The organism is Ferroplasma sp. Type II, assembly GCF_000496155.1.
The window spans coordinates 1-18,339 of record NZ_KI542738.1; the positions used below are offsets into that span (position 1 = coordinate 1).

The window sequence follows — 18,339 nt, forward strand, 5'->3', positions numbered from 1 at the left end:
GGTCGACTCTGAGGATCCCCTGGATAGTTTAAGGTTAAACAACTGGAAACGTGACTTTACATCTATTTTATTTTTGTATACCTAAGAGTGCCATTTTTCAATGTTTCCAAATACTATGGTGTGGGTGCATTAATCCTTTATCATGCTTTCAAGGATAAAGGTCTATAGAATGGAAAGCGGGGAGATCACCTATATTAGATTAACTGGGGTCCAGGGGGGATCGATTGCGGATTGCCAATGGGGGACTTGTTTCTTACGTTCCAGTGGAAGCATCCCCCTCTCCCTCTTCCCTTTTAGGCAATCTGACCCTGTAGGGTTTCTCGTTTTTCATCATTGAATATACATAGTAAAGCAGGCGTCTGGCAACAACGATATATGCCTGTTTCTTCTTCTTTCCCTTTTCTATCTCCCTTTCATATATCTCCAGGAATTCCTCGTTCTTATGATTAACAAGGGACCTGGCGCTTTCATAAACAGAATTTGATAGATAGGAATTGCTTATCTTCGATATCCCTGTGGCCTTATTCTTTCCACCAGAACCTGACATCATTGGTGCCTTGCCACCGTATGACTGAAGCTTCAGTGCAGAATCAAACTGTTTTATGTCACCAATTTCAGAGACGATTGCGGTTGCATTCATTGGGCCGATACCTTTCATGTCATCCAGTCGCTTCACGTTCTCATCATTTTTAGTAAGATCAAGGATCTTTTCCTCTATCTCCTTCAGCTGCTTCTTCTCTGAGATCAGCCTTGCAACATTCTGCCTTATCCTGAATGCATATACACAATCTGTATCAGGTATGCCTACGGATTCCTTTGCAAGTTCAACCAGTTTCTGTGCATCATCTTTCCTGTAGTGGTTCCTGCTTGTTTTCTGCATGACATTCAATAGGTTGTCAGTTCCTGCTTTCACAATCAAGGATGGTATGGTGAACTGATCCAGTATGGCCAGTGATGTCTTTGATCCAATATCAGAAAACATATCCGTGAATTCAGGGAATACGCATGCAAGATCACTGCCAATTATGTTTGTGATCCTTGTTATATTCCTTGTCACGGATTGGTGCAGCCTGGTCAATCCCGATACAGCATCTTTCCTGTGCACATGCCTGTCAAATGCTTTCTTATCCTTCCATGGTGCAGAAGCAAGCATTGATGCATCTACAGTATCGGATTTCTCCTTTCCGAGATTTGCCATCTTCCTTGCATAATCTGTTACCCTTGGATCCACATATATCACCATATAACCGTTGGATTCAAGAAAATGATGCAGTGGTATATGGTAGTTGCCTGTAGGATTCATGAATATTCCCTTTACCTTATCCCTGTTGCTCCTCTCTATGGTTCTAAGCTTCTCAAGCAGTGTGTCAAAGCCTTTCCTGTTATTTGATATCTGCCCTCTCCACATTACCTTTTCATTCTCATTCTGTATCTCAATCTGATGCATCTTTTGATGCGTGTCTATTCCACAAGATAACATTTTATCCCTTTCCAGCCTACACTCCTGCGGGGAGTAATGATCGCTGCGCATCCACCTATGTGCTTCCCCCAGAGGGAAGAGTTTGCTGATTAGCGATTGTGATCAAGGGTGAAACATAGGAAAGTGGGTCCAAACCCACAAGATCTTGATTCACCCTCTCCCTGCCTGAATTCCGGCTATGCCAGAATTCATTTCATGCAGGTTAAATCTCCTATAGCAAACATGAGTGAGATACCAAAGAAAGCAAATGATCTGGTGTCAACCCTAAAGATAAATCTAGACCTATTACGTAAAAAATGATGAGATAATGTTTAAATATATCAGGAAGCTTTAGTAAGATATAGTCTTGGGAGGAAACAGTTATGAGTGAAAAAGTGTGGAGCTTTGATCCAAACCAGGGGGGAGAAACTATCCCCGATTCCGTGAAGGCTGACGTTGAAAGGAGAATTACTGAACTTGCTCGGAATGAGTTTCCCGGAAGATCAATACGGATGGGATTTCGGTTCAGGAAACAATTCTGTTACGTGGATGCCTATGAAACGCCCAATGGCAAAGATGCAGATCCTCCCAACAATTGGAAAGGAAACAGGGAAGAATGGATCCAGTACTGCACTAACTTGCCCACCCATCTATGCAGGCTGCGATATTTCGGAGATGACAAATGGTCCTTTTGTTTTTATACCTACAGCAACGAAAGGTACGAATTGTCCATTTTTCCACAGACCGGAAATTTTTTTGGCACTCCAGAGATGGCTTTCATGGTATCATCGGTTTACCTGCAGGAAAGATAGAGTATGATGACCGCTGAGGTTACAAGGAACAACGCACAAGAAATTTTTGTGATCCACGGAAGTTATGCAATCGTTGGAACGGATCAGTTATTCTTCTTCTGGGCAGAAACCACCGCCAGGAGACGTTCCAGGAAAGAAGGTGTACATCCATTCTCATGCACCGCCATAGAAACAAAAAAGCTTCTCTCCACACTTGGTTTTCATTCTGGTTCCAAAATTAAAAACCTGAAGGTCGAGGGATACTTTCCATCCTCTCCAGTAGGGCCTGTCCCATCCGGTGAAATGGAGGGGTTGATCAGTGCATACGATGGTGAAGACAATCCTGAAATCAGTATGAAGGAATGGCAGATAGCAGGAGTGGGTATGGAAATGGAGGAGGCTTTTGAGTTCATATTGCATGCCCACTTCCAGGGATCAATTCTCATGGGAAAAGATCTTAAATACTGGCAGTCAGCCAGTGCCTTTGCTTTTAATTTAATGATGGATATGAAATTCATTCCCTCTGTTTCAGAGGAGGGAGCGGAACTAAAATCCAGATGGATACCGATTCTCGAAACATCTGAAGATCAGAACCTCTTCAATAATATTTTGAGGAGCATGCCCGGTTCATGCCTTGCATTCATCCACGGTAAGATGAACGAGGAAACTCTTCTCAGGAATTTCTTTGCAACAATTATAGATAAGACCGCTCGGAAGTTATTGGCGTCTTCAGTATCAGGAATTGATATCAGGCACGCCTCCGACGTTATGTTGTGGGCACTTTCCCTATCCAGGGAAAACTCTGGATTCTCTTATAATAGAAGCCTATCCATCCAGAAGATTTCGGGCTGGGCAAGAAGAATCCAAAGTGCATCGGAATTCCCAATGAGACTTGCATTCAACCTGATACCTCCTGATGAAGACGGTGTGGAGTGGGTCCTGAAATTCATGCTCCAATCCAAGAGTGATCCGAGCCTGATCCTGCCCGTGGAGGACGTCTGGAAAGGCCATCGAACTGAAGCAAGCACAATAATAAGGAAATTCACTGAATATCCAGAGGAGTTTCTTTTGCAGGCAATAGGCACTGCTCAGGCTGTTTATCCTCTCATCAGGAAGAGCCTGATGGTTCCAGCCCCATCCCAACTAACTCTACATCCGGAAGAGGTTTACGATCTTCTGAACAACTACAGTGTTCCCCTTTCATCTGCGGGATTTGGTGTCCTGTTTCCTGACTGGTGGGGGAAGAACAGGGGTCGATTAGGCCTCAAGGTCACCGCTAAGCCCTCTCCCAGCGTCGGAACTGGGAAGGTTGGTCTTCAGGCTCTCGTTTCATACGACCTTAAAATAGTGCTTGACGGTGAGATAATTTCTGAGTCTGAACTGGATAAATTGTCAAGGTTGAAATCACCCCTCGTCCAGATTGGTAAAAAGTGGATCGAGATTGACAGGGAAAGACTCAGCAGAATCCTGAAGTTGCTTAAGACAAGGAAGAACGAGGTACCTCTTGTAGAATTGCTCTCAATGGGAACTGATCGGGATTCAATTCCCGTGGTTGACCTTCAAGGAGAGGGATGGGTAGGAGACCTGATTGAAGGAAAATCAAGAGTATCGGAGATTCCTGTTCCTGCAGGTTTCAAGGGATCATTGAGGGAATACCAGAAGCACGGAGTTTCATGGATCAAGTTCATGGTAGATATGGGCATGGGTTGCTGTCTCGCCGACGACATGGGCCTTGGGAAAACTATTCAGATTCTGGCTTTCCTCCAGAACAGGAAGAAATCCGGGCAGAAGGCTGTGACGCTGGTTATATGCCCAACATCTGTCATAAGCAACTGGGTGCATGAGATCGAGAAGTTTACGCCCAAGCTGAAATTTCTTGTCCATCATGGCGCAATGAGGGCAAATGAAAACGATTTCATCAATGTGGTTCCCGAGTACGACCTGGTGTTGACCTCATATTCTCTTCTCACCAAGGATCAGGATTTCCTGTCAAAGGTAAGGTGGGATGGTATAATTGCGGACGAGGCCCAGGCAATCAAGAATTATGGAACAAAGCAGAGCAAGGCCATCCGCTCACTTCAGGCGGAATTCAGGATTGCCATGACGGGCACACCCATAGAAAACAGGCTTGACGATCTTCGTTCCATATTTGAATTTATTAATCCCGGATTTCTGGGCACCGAAAACAGTTTCAGGCAAAGATTTACGCTTCCAATTGAACGTGAGAAGAGCGGCGAAGCATCATCCAGGCTCAACAGGCTTGTGAACCCATTCATTCTCAGGAGGGTGAAAACTGACAAAAAGATCATATCCGATCTGCCCGAAAAGAACGAGATGAAAGTTTTCGTGCCAATCACGAAGGAACAGGCCACGTTGTATCAGGCGTCTGTGGAGGGTATGATTTCTTCACTGAAAAATAGCGAAGGCATTGCAAAGAAAGGGATCATTCTTGCCACAATAACCAAATTGAAGCGTCTCCTGGATCACCCTTCACTGGTTTCTGGAGATCTGGATATACGCATTGAACGATCACAGAAAATGCTCAGGCTCCTGGAAATGCTGAACGAGATTCTTGAAGACAACGAAAAAGTATTGATCTTCACACAATACGTTGAAACGGGGAAGATAATCAAGGAGAACGTCATGAAAAGACTGAATCATGAGGCCATGTTCTTGAGCGGAAGCACTCCAAGAGGTATTAGGGAGCAGATGGTGAGGAGGTTCCAGGAGCCAGGAGGACCCATGGTATTCATCATTTCAGTAAAGGCGGGTGGGTTTGGAATCAACCTTACGGCGGCTTCCAATGTGATACATTTTGACAGGTGGTGGAATCCATCCGTGGAAGACCAGGCCACAGACAGGGCTTACAGAATTGGGCAGTCAAAGAACGTGAATGTGTATAAATTCGTTTCCACTGGAACCATAGAGGAAAAAATAGACGAGATCATAGAGGGTAAGAGCACTCTGAGGAACAAAATAGTTGCTGCCTCTGATGAGTCATGGATAACTTCTCTGTCCGGCTCGGATTTAAAGGAAGTTTTCTCATTGAGGAAGGATCAGATATGGGAGGATGATCAGTAATGCCCAAACGCAAGTATTATGGAGACGATTATGGTTCATATCCTTCATACCCAAGGACATCGCGTATAGAGACAAAGGGTGGAATGCGGGTAAAATCCAAAAGCGGTGAAATTGCCCAGAAGTGGTGGTCGAAGCGCATAATTTCTATTCTGGATCACTATGGTTGGAGCAACAGGCTCCAGAGGGGGCGTAGCTATGCCAGGTCCGGACAGGTACTCTCAATCAGTGTCAAACCAGGATTAATTGAATCCAAGGTGCAGGGATCAAGATCCACTCCTTATAAGATAACAATCAAGGTACCGATTATTCCGGATGAGGTATGGGCAAAAATCATAACTTACCTTAGGAGCAACACTGAGATGGTCTCCCAACTTCTTGCCGGTGAGGTTCCTCCTGAGCTTGAAAACGTATTCTCCAAAGAGAAATATACACTGTTCCCGAAAACCTCCAGCGAAATAGAGATGGATTGTTCCTGTCCTGATTATGCTACGCCGTGCAAACACATATCTGCTACTTTTTACGTTTTCGCGTATAATCTGGACACAGATCCAATGATGATTCTTCAACTTCGTGGGAAATCCAAGGACGAGATTGTGAAGGCGCTTTATGGATCTGAAACGCAAGGTTTGAATGAGAAAAGTGACAGTCTACCGGACTCGCGGATGAGCGATGAATCGCTCTACAGGTTCTGGCATACTGATCCTCTCTCGATTAATATTTCTAATTACCAGAATACTGTGCCAATCTCTCCTCTGAAAAAATATCCTCCAACCGATGAAATGTCTGATCCTTTAGTGGCTTCTATCCTGGAAGGATACTATACAAATATTCGGGATAGCCTCAAGAAGATCACCCAATCGTAAGAAATATAGGGAGAAAATTGGAGCTTAAGCCTTACATGCCACCGGTCCACTATGATCTCACAGCATCAAATTTCCAGGAAATGGAGGATAAGGTTCTCGTTTTATTGAGTAATTCTGCAACAAGAGGAAAGAAACAGATTGTAATGGGAATAGTAATGCTCACCGGAAAACCAGGAATTCTAAAACCTCTGAATCCCACTATATTGGTGCCGAAGAATCGGTTGTAAACGGCATGTGAAATCGATCATTTTTGGCGATTGAAATTTGATCCACTGTTTTAGCTGTGGGAGTATGTCAGCTCTTAATAATCTTGATTTTGTATTTTTTTTACCAGTCGGGATTGGCTTAATGTTTTAAGGGAATACTTGCAATCTCAGGAAAATATTAAGGAATTTTCTTGGATATTTTCATTCCATTTTCCACCATATTTCTTATCATATGCCACCTCTCATCACGGAACACCTTCTTTCCCTCATCCCTATAAAGAAATGGGAAAATTTCAATTGTCGTTTTTGGGTAATTTTATCTTGCCTTTTTTGGGGAAAATTAACTTGGCGTTGACAGATGTGGAGCATAAGTTATAAATACTATAGTATATTATAATATGGTATAGTGGTTCTAAATGCCTACGACAATACAGGTAAGCGAGAAATTGCAAAAAGAATTGGCAAAGCGCAAGATCTATGAAAAGGAAACTTACGAAGAAGTAATCTGGGATCTTGTGGAAGATTCCCAGGAGCTTGATGAAGAGACAAAGAGGGAAATAGCCCAGGCCAGGCAGGAAATTAGGGAGGGCAAATATCATACTCTTGAGGATGTCAAGAAGGAACTGGAACTTTGACGTACAGTGTTATTTTCTCGGACCTGTCCCTCAAACAGCTGAAAAAACTTGATAGAGAAACCAGGCAGAGAATAATCACATCACTTGAACGAATCAGGATAAGGCCTGATGCTTACATCAAGAGACTGGTTGGAGAAGAAGGATACAGATTCAGGGTTGGAGATTACAGGGTCATACTGGACCTTGATAATGAACGGTTGATTGTTCTGGTATTAAGAATAGGACACAGGAAGAATGTATATGATCAGTAAGCTAACCTATAGCATTCCTAAGTCTTTCCTTCAAAGTTTGATCGCCACAATTAAAACACTCATAGATACGGAGATTATGGACCAAATCGAGAGAAGCGGGGAAGACCTCAAGAACGGTAGGATCAGGAACGTTAGAGACTTTCTTGAGGAACTATAGCTCAAATCTCAAAGCATGCCGTGGGGATATAAACATGATGCAGAAAAATGAACTTGAAGATAAACTTGTCAATTTCTTCTATGCAGAGAATAACCGGGACTGGAAATTGTATGAAACATTTCTCTCTCCTGATGTGGAATGGATTTCATATGGCCCTCCCAAGAGGAAGGTAATTGTTGGAAAAGCAGAATATGTCGAAACGATGATTAGAGCTTATAAGGATACGTCGGCAAAATTCCATATTCTGAACATGGTCTCGGATTTACATAAAGGAATCGTGATTGCGGAATTGGAGATCCTCTCACGAAGATCCGTTGATGTGTTTGAGTTTGAAAATGGCTTGATAAGAAGAGAAAGAGAGTACTACGATGATATCCTCTGGTTGGAATCCGGGGGTAAATCCTAGAGATGCAATACGAGGCTGACTTTAAAATGTGATATACAGATTATTCATCGAATGAACAGTTCTGGATTTACTTAAAGTTTTAAGGGAATACTTTTTCTCATTTACTTCGTCGTTCACAGAAATTCCCTTATCAGATATTGATAGAGCAACAAAATGAGCACTGTTTCCTACTACGTTGGCTATGTCGAAAATATAGAGATAGTTAGAGATGGTGTTGGATAGTGATTGTTAAACAAAAATACACCACAGAGAAAAGCTTTCTAAGTTGAGCTTTAGTAACGGAATGCTCACAGGTCGCAAAGCTATGTTCATACATTGTTAGTTCCTGTAAGCCACTTCCAAAGAGGGATAAATTGAACATACCCGGTTATGCCGAACCAGCTTACTTCTTCTTCGCTTTCGTAATCCCCGGTTAATACTATGAGATTGGTGCATTTTAGTTCCTTGCTTCCTTTCAGTAGAGCCCTAACTTCCCTCTCTTTCGTCCTGTTTTCGGTTACGTCAGCACTTACCTGCATCAATGCCGCTATTTTTCCGTGTTTTACAATAACAAAGTCTATCTCTTCCTGTTGCACGTTTTTCCAGTAATAGAATTCAAAGTCATCTTCGGAAGCTCTTCTCTTGAGTTCTATTGCAACAAGGTTTTCGTACAAGCGGCCCCTTTCTTCAGTAGTTTTGAATCCCTTTGCATATACAAAGCCATTATCTATGCAATAAATCTTTTTGTTTGTAGTTATCTGTTCCTTTACCTTTGCCGAATAACGTTTCACTTCGAAGAAGATGAATGCCTCGCTCAGATAGCTTATATACTTTTTTGCTGTATGTTGACTGTCCACTCCAGTCATCTTTACGAGGTTGTTGTAGGAAAATTCTTTTGCGGAGTTTGATATAAGATAAATTGCCAACTCGTCAATTACATTGGATTTTCTTATCCTGTACCGTTTTACTATGTCCTTGTATAGTATCGAGTCAAAAAGTGTAGAGAGATATTCTCTGTAATCAAGACTTTTGACCAAGGGTTCGGGATAGCCGCCGTATTTTGCATATTCCGAAAACTTGTTTTTAAGTTCGGCGGTTGTAAGCTCACGTTTATCATATGTAATAAATTCCCTTAATGAAAGTGGCAGTATGCTTGTAGTTATATGCCTTCCAGTAAGGTGTGTTGAAAGTTCGCCACTCAGCAGATTAGAATTGCTTCCTGTTATTACAATGTTATAACCCTGCCTCTGCAATCTGTTTATGAACAGTTCCCAATTTGGAAGGTTTTGTATCTCATCTAAAAGAAACAGGCCAGGTTTATCGTATAAAGAATTCATTTCTGTAACTATTTCGTTGTGGTCGGAAGCGTTTGCAAGTACTTCATCGTCAAAATTTGCATATGCGAATTTGCCATTGTTAGTTAGCTCGTGCGTCACAAAAAACGATTTGCCCGCCCTCCTGGGACCGGTTATGACTTTAATCATGTCACTTTTAATCCCGCTTATTTTTAAGATCCTTTTTATGTAAGGCTGGCTCGATTTGTTGTTTAATTTTTCTTTTTGGAGTATTAACACGTCACGTATTGCAGACAACATAAGCATTACAATAATTATAATGCCTAAAAATATATAAAATCTTGCACTATACCTGTGGCGGAAATAGATGGTTGATTCTACCTAATTTTCTATTTTCAAATGCTTGAATTTCGTACTTCATTGGCTTTATCCATCATCTTCTCATTGTATAGAGTATCAGGCAATGAATCATTGAGTATCATCTCTGTTCCTGTATCTCTCAATATCCTTTTCCGATCAGACAAGACCGAGATGTTTCACCATCCTTGTCGTCTTCTTTTCGCTGTCAACGTAGCTCTCAATGATCTGTGCGTATTTCAGCACTGATTTTCCCCTCTGCACAGTGTTTATCCTGAGCCTCATAGAAGTATATTGATGAACGACAGTAATCCGTACCAACACATTCACACATTTATCCGCTATTACAGCCGATTTCACAAATTTACATGCCGAAAGTCAAGTTCAGAGAGAGATATTATAGGGTGTCTTATCCTGCTGGCGGCGTTCACAGATCTATTATCCTCTTTCCACTGATCGTGTCAAGGGTCTTGAGGAAGCGCGACTTCCTGAGGTTAGACTGCCTCAGCTCAGAGATGTAGGCTTCCCACTCCCGTTTCCTACCTTTCTCCTGCATTATCTTTCCAAGTTCCGCCAGATGGCCAACTGCCACTTCATAAGACTTCTTGTTTGTCTGAGCGATCTCCCCCTCGATAAGTTGTTTGAACATAGAGATTGCCCTGTCAGGGAATTCCCCAGAAACAGCTCTCGCAACCCTTAATTCCTTAGTAGTCAAATTCCAGGGGTACTGTGTCTCAGCATGGTTCATCAGAGATAGGTCATACCAGCGCAGGGCCTCCGAGGGAATCTTCTCATAGATCGCAACATCAATTAGCTGATCGTACATAGGAAAATGTCGTATGAATCGATCTCTGGGTGTTTTCAGGCCAGTTTTTGGCAGCGGCCAGGCATCGACCACATTCTTATCATCCGGCCTTTCCTCTGTTCCCGGAAGTATACCTGTCTCCAGAAAGCGCAAAATATGCTGCCTAACAGGTGACCAAACTCTGGCTTCCTTGCATGCTTTTTTCAGCTTTCCGTACGTTTCGACTCTGGGGTGTACTGTATATTCCTCAGCGAGTAATGATGAAACACCTAGCCAGTCGCCCTCCTTTTCCTTAATCTTCTGAAAAAGATCCAGCAGTTCTCCGGCAGCTCCGGGCAACGAGTCTACAGTCTCATCCACTCCCTTGCGTATCCATTCCTCCGCTTCGTCATGCATTCCTGCCTTGATAAGTTTCTCCACAAGGCGAGCATAATGGTGTGTTCTATCAGCTTCTTCCCTGCACAGTGAGAGGGCCTCAGCGCCACGATCTGAATTTTCCATTGCCTTGATTATCCAGTCTGTCAGTCGGTCCCTATGATATCCCTCCGAATATGAATGCAAACCCACTGACTCCGTATTTAGCAACATGGCCATCAGGGAATCTGCTAATGCACTCCAGTCCGATGGCTCAAAGTGATGTAGCCAGAACTCTTTTGATCCACGTGTTATGTTGAACTCATCCCCCAGTTCCGCTCGCACTGCCCACTCCATTTTATCCGCAGCGGACATGCTTGAGAGCGAGAGAGCCTTGAAAACGATGTCCATGCAAGACGCAATCTCACTCTCAGTTTCTCCCTCATCATTACTATCCTCCAACTGTTGCGTACCCTGCTTCAGAAGGATTTTTCCTAGTTTCAGGACATCCTCAGTATGACTAGAAGAAAGAAGAAGTTCAAAGCGTTTCCTTACCTCGGAATAATCGGGCAATTCTTCCATGTTATCCCAATAGTTTGTCCACGCGGGCTGCGAAGCAAGATCGTATATTTCACGCTCCGTGGCAGAAACTATCTTATCCACATTCCCGGAAGATAGGAGAAATCTGTCTGTCAGGTATTTGCGTGCTTCTGGGTAGAGGTCTACTATGGATTTCACGATAGTTCTGATCTCCTCCAAGGAAAGTGTGTCGATTTGGGAACCCAATTCATCATAGGGCTTGTCACGCTCAAGTGGGCCGGGTAAAGTTCCCGAAGCAGTATCCTTCAGAATAATCGAACGTTCGTCATTCTCATCCACGGTTTCCAGCAGCTTTTTGTTTTTCACATCCTCTGCATACTGCAGTACTACTGCCACGGCATGCTTACAACGTTCACCATAGGGACAACTGCATTGCGATATTAGATCTCCATCTTTTACATCCACAGAGGTAGCATATTGCCGGATGCCGATTACCCAAGCCACAATGCTTTTATCGGGCCCAAAGGCAAGGTTGTGTACCCTCCCCTCATGCTGGTAAATGCTCCCACGGGACATTACGTCGGAACCTGCCCAGTGGGCAAGGTCACTCATGGTGAGGTTCTCGAAGAACTCCTTCTTTTCGTGTATCGCCATATGGCAATTCATTGGGAAAAGATATGTAAACCTTTTCTTCAACTCATAATTGACCAAGTTTTATTGTGGTGCCATATGGAAGATTCTATAGTCAAGACCATGGAAACTCGAAAATTAGTTGAATCCGTTCGTGAATCTATTTGCGTTGGAGGATTTCCTGGAGTTTGAATCACCAACGTCACGAAATCGGAGTACCCACATTTCCTGAGTGTTCGTCTCTACTACCATGGATTATTCCCAAATTTAAGAGTTGAGCATTTGATGAAGTATTCAAATGGACCGGCCAGGATTCAATCGATTTATGTGATAAAGTGCAACCTAATCGAAATATTTACATATTGATTTGATATGTGGGAAATGAAGTGGGAATGACTAAAGAGACAGAGATAGATGAAAAGGGAAGAATTGTAATCTCGAAAAATGTCAGGAGTTCGCTGGGACTTAAGAGTGGAATGAAGGTGAAAATGTACATTGAATCTGACAAACTGATAATTGAAAAGTCCGTATCACCTGAAGAATTTCGTGCCGAGATGAGAGGATTCATCAAGAAAGGATCTAAAGTGCCCATAAGTGATCCTATGGACCTCAAGCGAATCTGGGGGTGAAGCCTTAATGCCATTATCGTATGTAGATGCTAACTACTGGATTTACTGGTTTGATGAAAGATTACCGGAACATGAATTTGTTGACAACGCGATGCAAGCAGCGATCCAGGGTGCTGTTGTGGTCAGCACTGTAACCTTGATGGAAGTTGCCCACTATTTTAGAACCCTTCAACCCAAAGTTTTGAGCGAAAGGATGAAGACGATAACAAATCTCTCGACTCTCAATCTGATCGATTTTTCATCGACCATTATGCATTCCTCTATTAATTTCCTATCAACATATGCTCGTGTGGGTCTGGGTTCAAGGGACTGTGTAATTCTTGCTACCATGAAGGCTTCGGGATCAGGCGTACTTCTCACACACGATAAGGCTTTCAAAAAGGTCAAGGACATAACAGTAATCGATGAAATTATATAACGATAAAAGCAATCTAATGTTTTCTTTGGATTCTAACGTATCATTTTAAGTTCTCCTTTCCCTATGCGCTAAGCAGAATAATATTGCTTAACTTTTTGGCTTGAATCTCTTTGTATATATATGGACCGGTCGGGATTTGATTAAAGTTTTAAGGGAATACCACAAATCTTGCCGCCTCTTCAGCGAGTTATTATTGGTCACAACCTTTGAACGTCATTAACTGCTGTTGATGGATTAATACACAACCAAGTCTATCAATAGTTTTCGACCTCTACACCGTCTATGCCAGAAAAATGTTTGGTGTTCCTAGTGAGTGGAGCTTCCTTCTTAAATTTGCAAATTCCTGCAATCATGGCATCTTCTGGGTCCGTGGTTATTCCGGATCTGCGTCTTTCGGCATATATCTTCCCCGCTTCTTCCGCAGATTCCATTTCAAGAGGGATTATAGGAAGTCCCTCCATCACATTGATAACTCTTCTTTTTTCCTCGCCTTGTCTTATGCTGAGGGAAATGCCGACATATATCTCAAAAATGGTAACAGCACTTACAGAGATTGGTATGTTTTCTTGTGTCAAAATCTGAGCCTTTTGAATTGCCCCCTGGTCGGACCTCATTAAATCAATAATAAACGAGGTGTCAGCTATCATTTCTTATTGAACTCACTTGCAACAGACCCAAGTCTTTTCCTGCTTAGTTTCCTCGATTCCTTTATGCTATTAAGAACCGAATCTGCCTCACTACTAGAGAGAAGTCCCTTCAATTCAAGTATACTTGTCTTATTGGTTAGCCTGTTGATTACATCTGTAAAGCTCTCATTTTTCATCTTAATGTCCCTAAGTTTATGGTAGGCCTCATCGGATATGGAAATATTCCTGCTTCCCATTTGTTTTCACACACACATATGTGTGTGGAGCATTTAATGTTTTCCCTCAGTTCTATGGCAATTATATACAGTTGATGCTATAATATTATTTTATATAATTTCTTATTGAAAACACAGGGTATAGAAAGGTTTATATTGTATTACGTAATTACCAGTTATGACAATAACCACGAGAAAACATAAGAGCAAGAGTGGGAAGGAATACTATGAGCTTGTTGATGTTAGAAGAGTAAAGGGGAAGGTAGTGACCAGGTATGTTGGTTACCTGGGAAAGAATCCAAACTCAAAGATTGAACTTACAGGGAAGGATATATTCCCCTATGTGGAGAGATTGCTTAGTGCTGAGATATCTGATTCTGATATCAGGGATATACTGAAGAAGATCGGCATAGACTGTGACATATCTCCCATAACAAAGATTGTTTTAGAGAACGACAGAAAACTGGGAAAGGCTTTCCTGAGGATTAAATGAAACTCCATTTTAAAACAGGCCTTAAAAGATGCCCTGAATGCAAATCAAAAATAAAAATGGTAAATGAAGGAACAGAGATGATGTTCAATGATTCATTTCCTGATACTCCATACAATGATAAAATGATGGATAAAGCCGGGGCAATAGGAAATTCAACCATTGGAAAATAGAAAATTTTGTAGAATCAACCATCAATTTCCGCCATAGGAATGAACCAAAAATTTAATACCTATCTATAACTATTGCTAACTATGGTAACGACCATTCAGATAGATGAAAAAGTGAAAGCCAAGCTTGACACCCTAAAGATTCATCGCAGAGAGTCATATAATGAACTTATTTCAAGATTAATAAATTCTTCATCTCCAGAGAACGTGAGTCGCGAGACATTGATTGAAACACTTGAGATACTTTCGGACTCCGAACTTTTGAAAGGAATAGAAAGAGGAATTCAGGACGTTGAAGCGGGTAGGATAAGACCGCTTAGTGAAGTAAGGAAGGAGCTGAAGTAGACTTGGCTTATGAGGTGTACCTTACCTCTGAAGCTGAAACGTTTCTAAAGAAATGTGACAAATCAGTAAGAGGCAGGATCGTTAAGAGACTAACAACTCTAGGCAACGATCCAGAGGCAGGAAAACCACTCACTGCCGTCTTGGCCGGACTGCGGAGTCTAAGGATCGGAGATTATAGGGCAATATACGAGATAAAAAACTCAGAGTTACTCATTCTGGTGATAAAAATAGGTCACAGGAAAAATGCTTATGATTAATTTCTAACTGATAAATTGATAAAGCGCTATTTTTGGATCAAGGAAAGGGTCAGTCAGGATTTGATTAATGTTTTAAGGGAATACTAATGATGATTCAATTTTCCGAATGTCAATCCAACCATGAATATGCATCAGATCTTATTGCAATTCTTACAACTTTTATCGTTTCTTCTTCGAGGTAATAGATAACTCTGTAATTTCCAACCCTTATTCTGAAATATGAGTGTCTATCCCCAGAAAGTTTCTTTGTATCGAGCCTGTTAGATTTGTTGTTAGGATCTTCTGCTAGCTCTTTCAGCTTCTCCCTTATTCTCCCCTGCTCCTTCTTCTGCAGATCTTTGAATTCTTTGGAAGCAGAACTTGAAACTAGAATTTTATAGGTCGTCAAGAGGGGTAAATTCCTCTGTGTCGGCTATTCTGTCAAGTTCGCTGAAAAACATAGCCTTCTTGCTGATCTCTATGAGGTTCTCTATAACTTCTTCATAAGTTTGCCCTTTCCTTCCAAGTTTCTTTAGTTTCTCTCTTGTTTCTGTCGAAACCTGTATGGTAGTTTGGGTCATGATGACTAAATCTTATGGTCATATATAACCATTATCTATGGTTATGCATAACATATACTACCACTTAAACACAATTTCAACTATTAATTCTTAAAGGGTTGAAAATACTGAAAAAATGGACCGGTCGGGATTTGATTAAAGTTTTAAGGGAATACCATAGATGCCTCGAAGCTATCTTAGGTATTCGTGAATTCATCACCCTTCGAATATAGTGTTTTGTCCATGAAACAAATGGCTAATCTTAGGTCCTGACGCATCCCGGGGTCCATATAGAAATTATCATATGCATAACGGACAATCATCTTTATAATACCCCAATTCTGTAACAGATAGTCTTTGGATTCTGAACGAATGGCTCGAAGAGTGTACTTGACGTTGGATCGCTTGACCTCTTCGATCTTGATCTCGCCCTCAATTAACTGTTTTAGCGAATAACTGTTTGTATGTGTCCTAAAATCATACTCCTTCTTTGTTAGGCGATTGATCAAAGTTGATCTTCCGCGCGTCGTCGATTTTGCATTTCTTATTATCCCAACGGCCTCATCCATACTCATCCCAGCCTTCGTTATGTAAAAGTATATTGGCACGAGACCACTTGTTTCATATGGAAGCCTCTCTATGAATCCTTTTGGATTGTAACTACTTGGTAATTCTTGTTCTAGAAATGAATGAATAATCAGTTCAGAGCTTATGTTAGCAAATTCCGTAACGGTAACAGGTATTGCCTTGCCTTCAATCTTTACTATTTTCAAACCGATGCCTTCAGCCTTCTCACCTTCTGATGCCTCATGGACTTTCACTTCCAAATCTGAACTTTTAGCATCTATAAGGTATACCGTATCCTCCTTTGCCCCTTCCAGTTCACCTAAATCAAGTAGCTTGACCGTTTCTGGACCCTTTTCAACAATCATTTTTAGACTATTAAGTAACTTTTCACCATACTTCCTCTTTTCCACTTCAATTATTGACTTGAGCTCTGGATGTCTTATTTTCCCAGTTTGAGCTGTGTACCTATAAAAAATATCACTCTCTTTTATCTCTTGTACATTTTTGTGTGAGATTATCGGTTTATCTACAGCTTCTCTTACTTGTATTACGCCAATTTTCTTACCATTACACTCACAAACAGACTTGTTCCAGGCTATTGCCGGAGAAAACACGGAATTTAAGTATGAACTAATCTCAGCGGAATCTTTGTTTTCAAAATTATTATTGTTTAGGCCAATAATGTAACCGTCGTCCTTGATACCAAAAATAAGGCAACCACCAGAGGAATTTGCAAAAGACGACATAATTTTTGCATATTGTTCCTTGCTTCCCCAGCTGAAGCTTTCTTTGAACTCATAGTTGATGCCTTCTTTTGGATCAGTCACAAAATTATCTTGAATTTGAAATCCGGAAAGAAAACCACAAGACATACATTCCTCCAAAATAAGAAACCGAGTTGATTACAACTCGATATCCTGTCCAGATCCAAAGGAATTCTCAAGCGCGTCCGACAGATCGTCTGTAATTAGAGATACGGACTTCATAGTTGTCCCGAGCATTCCATATCTGCCTCTGTTTGCCCAAATATCCTCATCAAACTTCTTGCCATTCCCTTGGTCCTTCTGAGCGAGTTTATTAAAAATAGTCAAGAAAGAATCTTTAGTAAGAACAATTTTGTCACCCTTTGTAGGACAGAATTGTGCTACCTTCGGAAGCAACTTGTGGAGAACAAAAACTCCAGCGTATTTCTGAACAACGTACGAACTTGGATCACTGAAGCACTTTGCCCAAGTCTCTTTTATGGCGTTCCAGTAGTTAATGAGTATCTGAGTAATTTCGTCATCTGTACGCCTTTCGAAGAGCCTGTCGTTTAGGATAGGTCTTAGGGAATCAGAAAATGCCTTTTGACTAACTAATTTATCGCCTTTTGGTTCATTTGGAAATATGATCAGGTCTTTCCATACGGAAGTTTCCATAGTGCTCATTCTGTCAGTTATGTTAACTGCTCTCGTTTTCCATTCTACTCCTGTTAGAATGGATGAAGGCAGGCCCTCCCTTGCCAAGACACTCATTCTTCCTTGTTCTTCAATAGCTCTTTGAAGGAATCTTTCTCCTAAGTCAGACCTCACGCCCTTCGCAGTTCTGTTGATTATAACAAACTGTTTGGCCTCTTCGTAAGGATTCTGGTAATTCATAATTACTGCGGGAAATTCAAATTCCCCTAGATCTATATGCCCGTCGTTTTCAATCATCTCTTTAAGTCCCTTAACTCGATGTTGGCCATCCACGATCCATAAGGGCGTTTCATCAGGGATCTGCAGGTAACCGTCCCTGTATGAGAGGACTCCATTTTCCCTAACATTCAAAAGAATGGAAGAAGGAGATACTCCCCCCTCTCTTATGAACCTGCCAAAACCCCTTGCTCTGCTGACGATAACGTCTCTCTGATAGCCATCCCTGTTGTCCGTTCTCCATGTGTCTACTTTGTAAATACCTACAATATCCTTTGCCCTGAAAGAGCATAGGTAAAATTTTATGTCCTTTTGACTAATTTCAAGTGCTCTCAATCTCATGATTTTCACCTACCCCGTCATTTGGTTTTTGTATATAACATTGTCGCAAGGTTTTGTGATAAAACTTCGTCACATAGTTATTCTATATATTCAAACACTCATTTTGTTTTCGCCTACCTAAAGGTATGGTCGCAGTGCCGTGCAATATCACCTAAAGTGGTAAAATTGAGATCAGTACGGCACGAGAACCCCCTCATATTCCTGTAATTCCGCACTGAGCGGAGCGGCATTGTGCGGT

At 41.7% G+C, this 18,339-nt stretch carries 24 protein-coding genes; 13 read left to right on the forward strand and 11 right to left on the reverse strand.

The features are described 5' to 3' along the window. Positions 1–253: 253 nt before the first annotated feature. Positions 254–1,531, reverse strand: a complete 1,278-nt coding sequence (locus tag AMDU4_RS08645) for an IS110 family transposase (protein ID WP_021787602.1) — start codon at positions 1,529–1,531, stop codon at positions 254–256. A 311-nt stretch (positions 1,532–1,842) separates the two neighbouring features. On the opposite strand from AMDU4_RS08645, the gene AMDU4_RS08650 reads away from it, so the two are divergent. The 7 genes from AMDU4_RS08650 (at position 1,843) to AMDU4_RS08680 (ending at position 7,849) form a co-directional block, all read left to right on the forward strand. Further along, a complete protein-coding gene (locus AMDU4_RS08650; protein WP_021787603.1) occupies positions 1,843–2,271 on the forward strand; it encodes a hypothetical protein in 429 nt (142 codons plus the stop codon). Between the two features lie 3 nt (positions 2,272–2,274). After that, the gene (locus tag AMDU4_RS08655; RefSeq protein WP_021787604.1) at positions 2,275–5,331 is read left to right on the forward strand and encodes a DEAD/DEAH box helicase; all 3,057 of its coding nucleotides are present in this window, start codon (positions 2,275–2,277) and stop codon (positions 5,329–5,331) included. Further along, positions 5,331–6,194, forward strand: a complete 864-nt coding sequence (locus tag AMDU4_RS08660; RefSeq protein WP_021787605.1) for an SWIM zinc finger family protein — start codon at positions 5,331–5,333, stop codon at positions 6,192–6,194. The genes AMDU4_RS08655 and AMDU4_RS08660 overlap by 1 nt, the downstream gene beginning before the upstream one ends. Before the next feature lie 17 nt (positions 6,195–6,211). Then, positions 6,212–6,421: a hypothetical protein gene (locus AMDU4_RS08665; protein ID WP_290704752.1), complete on the forward strand. Its 210-nt coding sequence runs from the start codon at positions 6,212–6,214 to the stop codon at positions 6,419–6,421. Positions 6,422–6,816: 395 nt separating this feature from the next. Further along, positions 6,817–7,035: a hypothetical protein gene (locus AMDU4_RS08670; RefSeq protein ID WP_021787607.1), complete on the forward strand. Its 219-nt coding sequence runs from the start codon at positions 6,817–6,819 to the stop codon at positions 7,033–7,035. Continuing rightward, positions 7,032–7,286, forward strand: coding sequence for a type II toxin-antitoxin system RelE/ParE family toxin (locus AMDU4_RS08675; RefSeq protein WP_021787608.1), 255 nt, complete (start codon positions 7,032–7,034; stop codon positions 7,284–7,286). Before AMDU4_RS08670 ends, AMDU4_RS08675 begins: the two co-directional genes overlap by 4 nt. A gap of 191 nt (positions 7,287–7,477) precedes the next feature. Then, a complete protein-coding gene (locus AMDU4_RS08680) occupies positions 7,478–7,849 on the forward strand; it encodes a nuclear transport factor 2 family protein (RefSeq protein WP_290704755.1) in 372 nt (123 codons plus the stop codon). A 308-nt stretch (positions 7,850–8,157) separates the two neighbouring features. Here AMDU4_RS08680 and AMDU4_RS08685 read toward each other — a convergent pair whose 3' ends face one another. The 4 genes from AMDU4_RS08685 to AMDU4_RS08700 form a co-directional block, all read right to left on the reverse strand. Further along, entirely contained in the window at positions 8,158–9,312 is a 1,155-nt protein-coding gene (locus tag AMDU4_RS08685; RefSeq protein WP_290704758.1) for an AAA family ATPase, read from the reverse strand. Between the two features lie 206 nt (positions 9,313–9,518). Beyond that, positions 9,519–9,647 carry a hypothetical protein gene (locus AMDU4_RS08690; RefSeq protein ID WP_290704761.1) on the reverse strand — a complete coding sequence of 43 codons (129 nt, stop codon included), beginning with the start codon at positions 9,645–9,647 and terminating at the stop codon, positions 9,519–9,521. Beyond that, complete coding sequence (locus AMDU4_RS08695) at positions 9,640–9,810, reverse strand: hypothetical protein (protein WP_290704764.1); 171 nt, start codon at positions 9,808–9,810, stop codon at positions 9,640–9,642. Before AMDU4_RS08695 ends, AMDU4_RS08690 begins: the two co-directional genes overlap by 8 nt. A 97-nt stretch (positions 9,811–9,907) precedes the next feature. Next, positions 9,908–11,833, reverse strand: coding sequence for an SWIM zinc finger domain-containing protein (locus AMDU4_RS08700; RefSeq protein WP_021787613.1), 1,926 nt, complete (start codon positions 11,831–11,833; stop codon positions 9,908–9,910). A 368-nt stretch (positions 11,834–12,201) separates the two neighbouring features. Between AMDU4_RS08700 and AMDU4_RS08705 the strand changes: the two genes are divergently transcribed. Together AMDU4_RS08705 and AMDU4_RS08710 are read left to right on the forward strand one after the other, a co-directional pair. After that, on the forward strand, positions 12,202–12,438 hold the full coding sequence (locus AMDU4_RS08705) for an AbrB/MazE/SpoVT family DNA-binding domain-containing protein (protein WP_021787614.1): 237 nt from the start codon (positions 12,202–12,204) through the stop codon (positions 12,436–12,438). Between the two features lie 7 nt (positions 12,439–12,445). Continuing rightward, complete coding sequence (locus AMDU4_RS08710; protein WP_021787615.1) at positions 12,446–12,856, forward strand: PIN domain-containing protein; 411 nt, start codon at positions 12,446–12,448, stop codon at positions 12,854–12,856. A gap of 254 nt (positions 12,857–13,110) precedes the next feature. On the opposite strand, the gene AMDU4_RS08715 is transcribed toward AMDU4_RS08710, so the two are convergent. Further along, positions 13,111–13,503: a type II toxin-antitoxin system VapC family toxin gene (locus AMDU4_RS08715; protein ID WP_021787616.1), complete on the reverse strand. Its 393-nt coding sequence runs from the start codon at positions 13,501–13,503 to the stop codon at positions 13,111–13,113. Continuing rightward, positions 13,500–13,739 (reverse strand): antitoxin VapB family protein, encoded by a 240-nt coding sequence (locus AMDU4_RS08720; protein WP_021787617.1) that lies wholly within the window; start codon positions 13,737–13,739, stop codon positions 13,500–13,502. Before AMDU4_RS08720 ends, AMDU4_RS08715 begins: the two co-directional genes overlap by 4 nt. A 157-nt stretch (positions 13,740–13,896) precedes the next feature. Between AMDU4_RS08720 and AMDU4_RS08725 the strand changes: the two genes are divergently transcribed. The 4 genes from AMDU4_RS08725 to AMDU4_RS08740 all read left to right on the forward strand — a co-directional run bounded on the left by AMDU4_RS08725 (position 13,897) and on the right by AMDU4_RS08740 (position 14,980). After that, entirely contained in the window at positions 13,897–14,211 is a 315-nt protein-coding gene (locus AMDU4_RS08725; protein WP_021787618.1) for a hypothetical protein, read from the forward strand. After that, entirely contained in the window at positions 14,208–14,381 is a 174-nt protein-coding gene (locus AMDU4_RS08730; protein WP_021787619.1) for a hypothetical protein, read from the forward strand. The genes AMDU4_RS08725 and AMDU4_RS08730 overlap by 4 nt, the downstream gene beginning before the upstream one ends. Before the next feature lie 81 nt (positions 14,382–14,462). Beyond that, positions 14,463–14,723, forward strand: a complete 261-nt coding sequence (locus AMDU4_RS08735) for an antitoxin VapB family protein (protein WP_021787620.1) — start codon at positions 14,463–14,465, stop codon at positions 14,721–14,723. A 2-nt stretch (positions 14,724–14,725) separates the two neighbouring features. After that, positions 14,726–14,980 (forward strand): type II toxin-antitoxin system RelE/ParE family toxin, encoded by a 255-nt coding sequence (locus AMDU4_RS08740; protein ID WP_290704767.1) that lies wholly within the window; start codon positions 14,726–14,728, stop codon positions 14,978–14,980. Between the two features lie 109 nt (positions 14,981–15,089). Here the strand turns inward: AMDU4_RS08740 and AMDU4_RS08745 are convergent, their stop codons facing one another. From AMDU4_RS08745 to AMDU4_RS08760, 4 genes are all read right to left on the reverse strand, one after another. Further along, a complete protein-coding gene (locus AMDU4_RS08745) occupies positions 15,090–15,368 on the reverse strand; it encodes a type II toxin-antitoxin system RelE/ParE family toxin (RefSeq protein ID WP_021787622.1) in 279 nt (92 codons plus the stop codon). Further along, positions 15,355–15,540 (reverse strand): hypothetical protein, encoded by a 186-nt coding sequence (locus tag AMDU4_RS08750; protein ID WP_021787623.1) that lies wholly within the window; start codon positions 15,538–15,540, stop codon positions 15,355–15,357. Before AMDU4_RS08750 ends, AMDU4_RS08745 begins: the two co-directional genes overlap by 14 nt. A 176-nt stretch (positions 15,541–15,716) precedes the next feature. Then, positions 15,717–16,958 (reverse strand): ATP-binding protein, encoded by a 1,242-nt coding sequence (locus AMDU4_RS08755; RefSeq protein WP_021787624.1) that lies wholly within the window; start codon positions 16,956–16,958, stop codon positions 15,717–15,719. Between the two features lie 30 nt (positions 16,959–16,988). Beyond that, entirely contained in the window at positions 16,989–18,101 is a 1,113-nt protein-coding gene (locus tag AMDU4_RS08760) for a DGQHR domain-containing protein (protein WP_021787625.1), read from the reverse strand. Positions 18,102–18,339: the final 238 nt, after the last annotated feature.

Coding starts and splice junctions, on each gene's coding strand:
- AMDU4_RS08700 (WP_021787613.1), bottom strand. CDS start 11,833: ATGGCGATACACGAAAAGAAGGAGTTCTTCGAGAACCTCACCATGAGT.
- AMDU4_RS08655 (WP_021787604.1), top strand. CDS start 2,275: ATGATGACCGCTGAGGTTACAAGGAACAACGCACAAGAAATTTTTGTG.
- AMDU4_RS08730 (WP_021787619.1), top strand. CDS start 14,208: ATGAAACTCCATTTTAAAACAGGCCTTAAAAGATGCCCTGAATGCAAA.
- AMDU4_RS08660 (WP_021787605.1), top strand. CDS start 5,331: ATGCCCAAACGCAAGTATTATGGAGACGATTATGGTTCATATCCTTCA.
- AMDU4_RS08680 (WP_290704755.1), top strand. CDS start 7,478: ATGATGCAGAAAAATGAACTTGAAGATAAACTTGTCAATTTCTTCTAT.
- AMDU4_RS08750 (WP_021787623.1), bottom strand. CDS start 15,540: ATGACCCAAACTACCATACAGGTTTCGACAGAAACAAGAGAGAAACTA.
- AMDU4_RS08650 (WP_021787603.1), top strand. CDS start 1,843: ATGAGTGAAAAAGTGTGGAGCTTTGATCCAAACCAGGGGGGAGAAACT.
- AMDU4_RS08705 (WP_021787614.1), top strand. CDS start 12,202: ATGACTAAAGAGACAGAGATAGATGAAAAGGGAAGAATTGTAATCTCG.
- AMDU4_RS08645 (WP_021787602.1), bottom strand. CDS start 1,531: ATGCGCAGCGATCATTACTCCCCGCAGGAGTGTAGGCTGGAAAGGGAT.
- AMDU4_RS08715 (WP_021787616.1), bottom strand. CDS start 13,503: ATGATAGCTGACACCTCGTTTATTATTGATTTAATGAGGTCCGACCAG.
- AMDU4_RS08725 (WP_021787618.1), top strand. CDS start 13,897: ATGACAATAACCACGAGAAAACATAAGAGCAAGAGTGGGAAGGAATAC.
- AMDU4_RS08735 (WP_021787620.1), top strand. CDS start 14,463: ATGGTAACGACCATTCAGATAGATGAAAAAGTGAAAGCCAAGCTTGAC.
- AMDU4_RS08685 (WP_290704758.1), bottom strand. CDS start 9,312: ATGATTAAAGTCATAACCGGTCCCAGGAGGGCGGGCAAATCGTTTTTT.
- AMDU4_RS08670 (WP_021787607.1), top strand. CDS start 6,817: ATGCCTACGACAATACAGGTAAGCGAGAAATTGCAAAAAGAATTGGCA.
- AMDU4_RS08755 (WP_021787624.1), bottom strand. CDS start 16,958: ATGTCTTGTGGTTTTCTTTCCGGATTTCAAATTCAAGATAATTTTGTG.
- AMDU4_RS08760 (WP_021787625.1), bottom strand. CDS start 18,101: ATGAGATTGAGAGCACTTGAAATTAGTCAAAAGGACATAAAATTTTAC.
- AMDU4_RS08720 (WP_021787617.1), bottom strand. CDS start 13,739: ATGGGAAGCAGGAATATTTCCATATCCGATGAGGCCTACCATAAACTT.
- AMDU4_RS08710 (WP_021787615.1), top strand. CDS start 12,446: ATGCCATTATCGTATGTAGATGCTAACTACTGGATTTACTGGTTTGAT.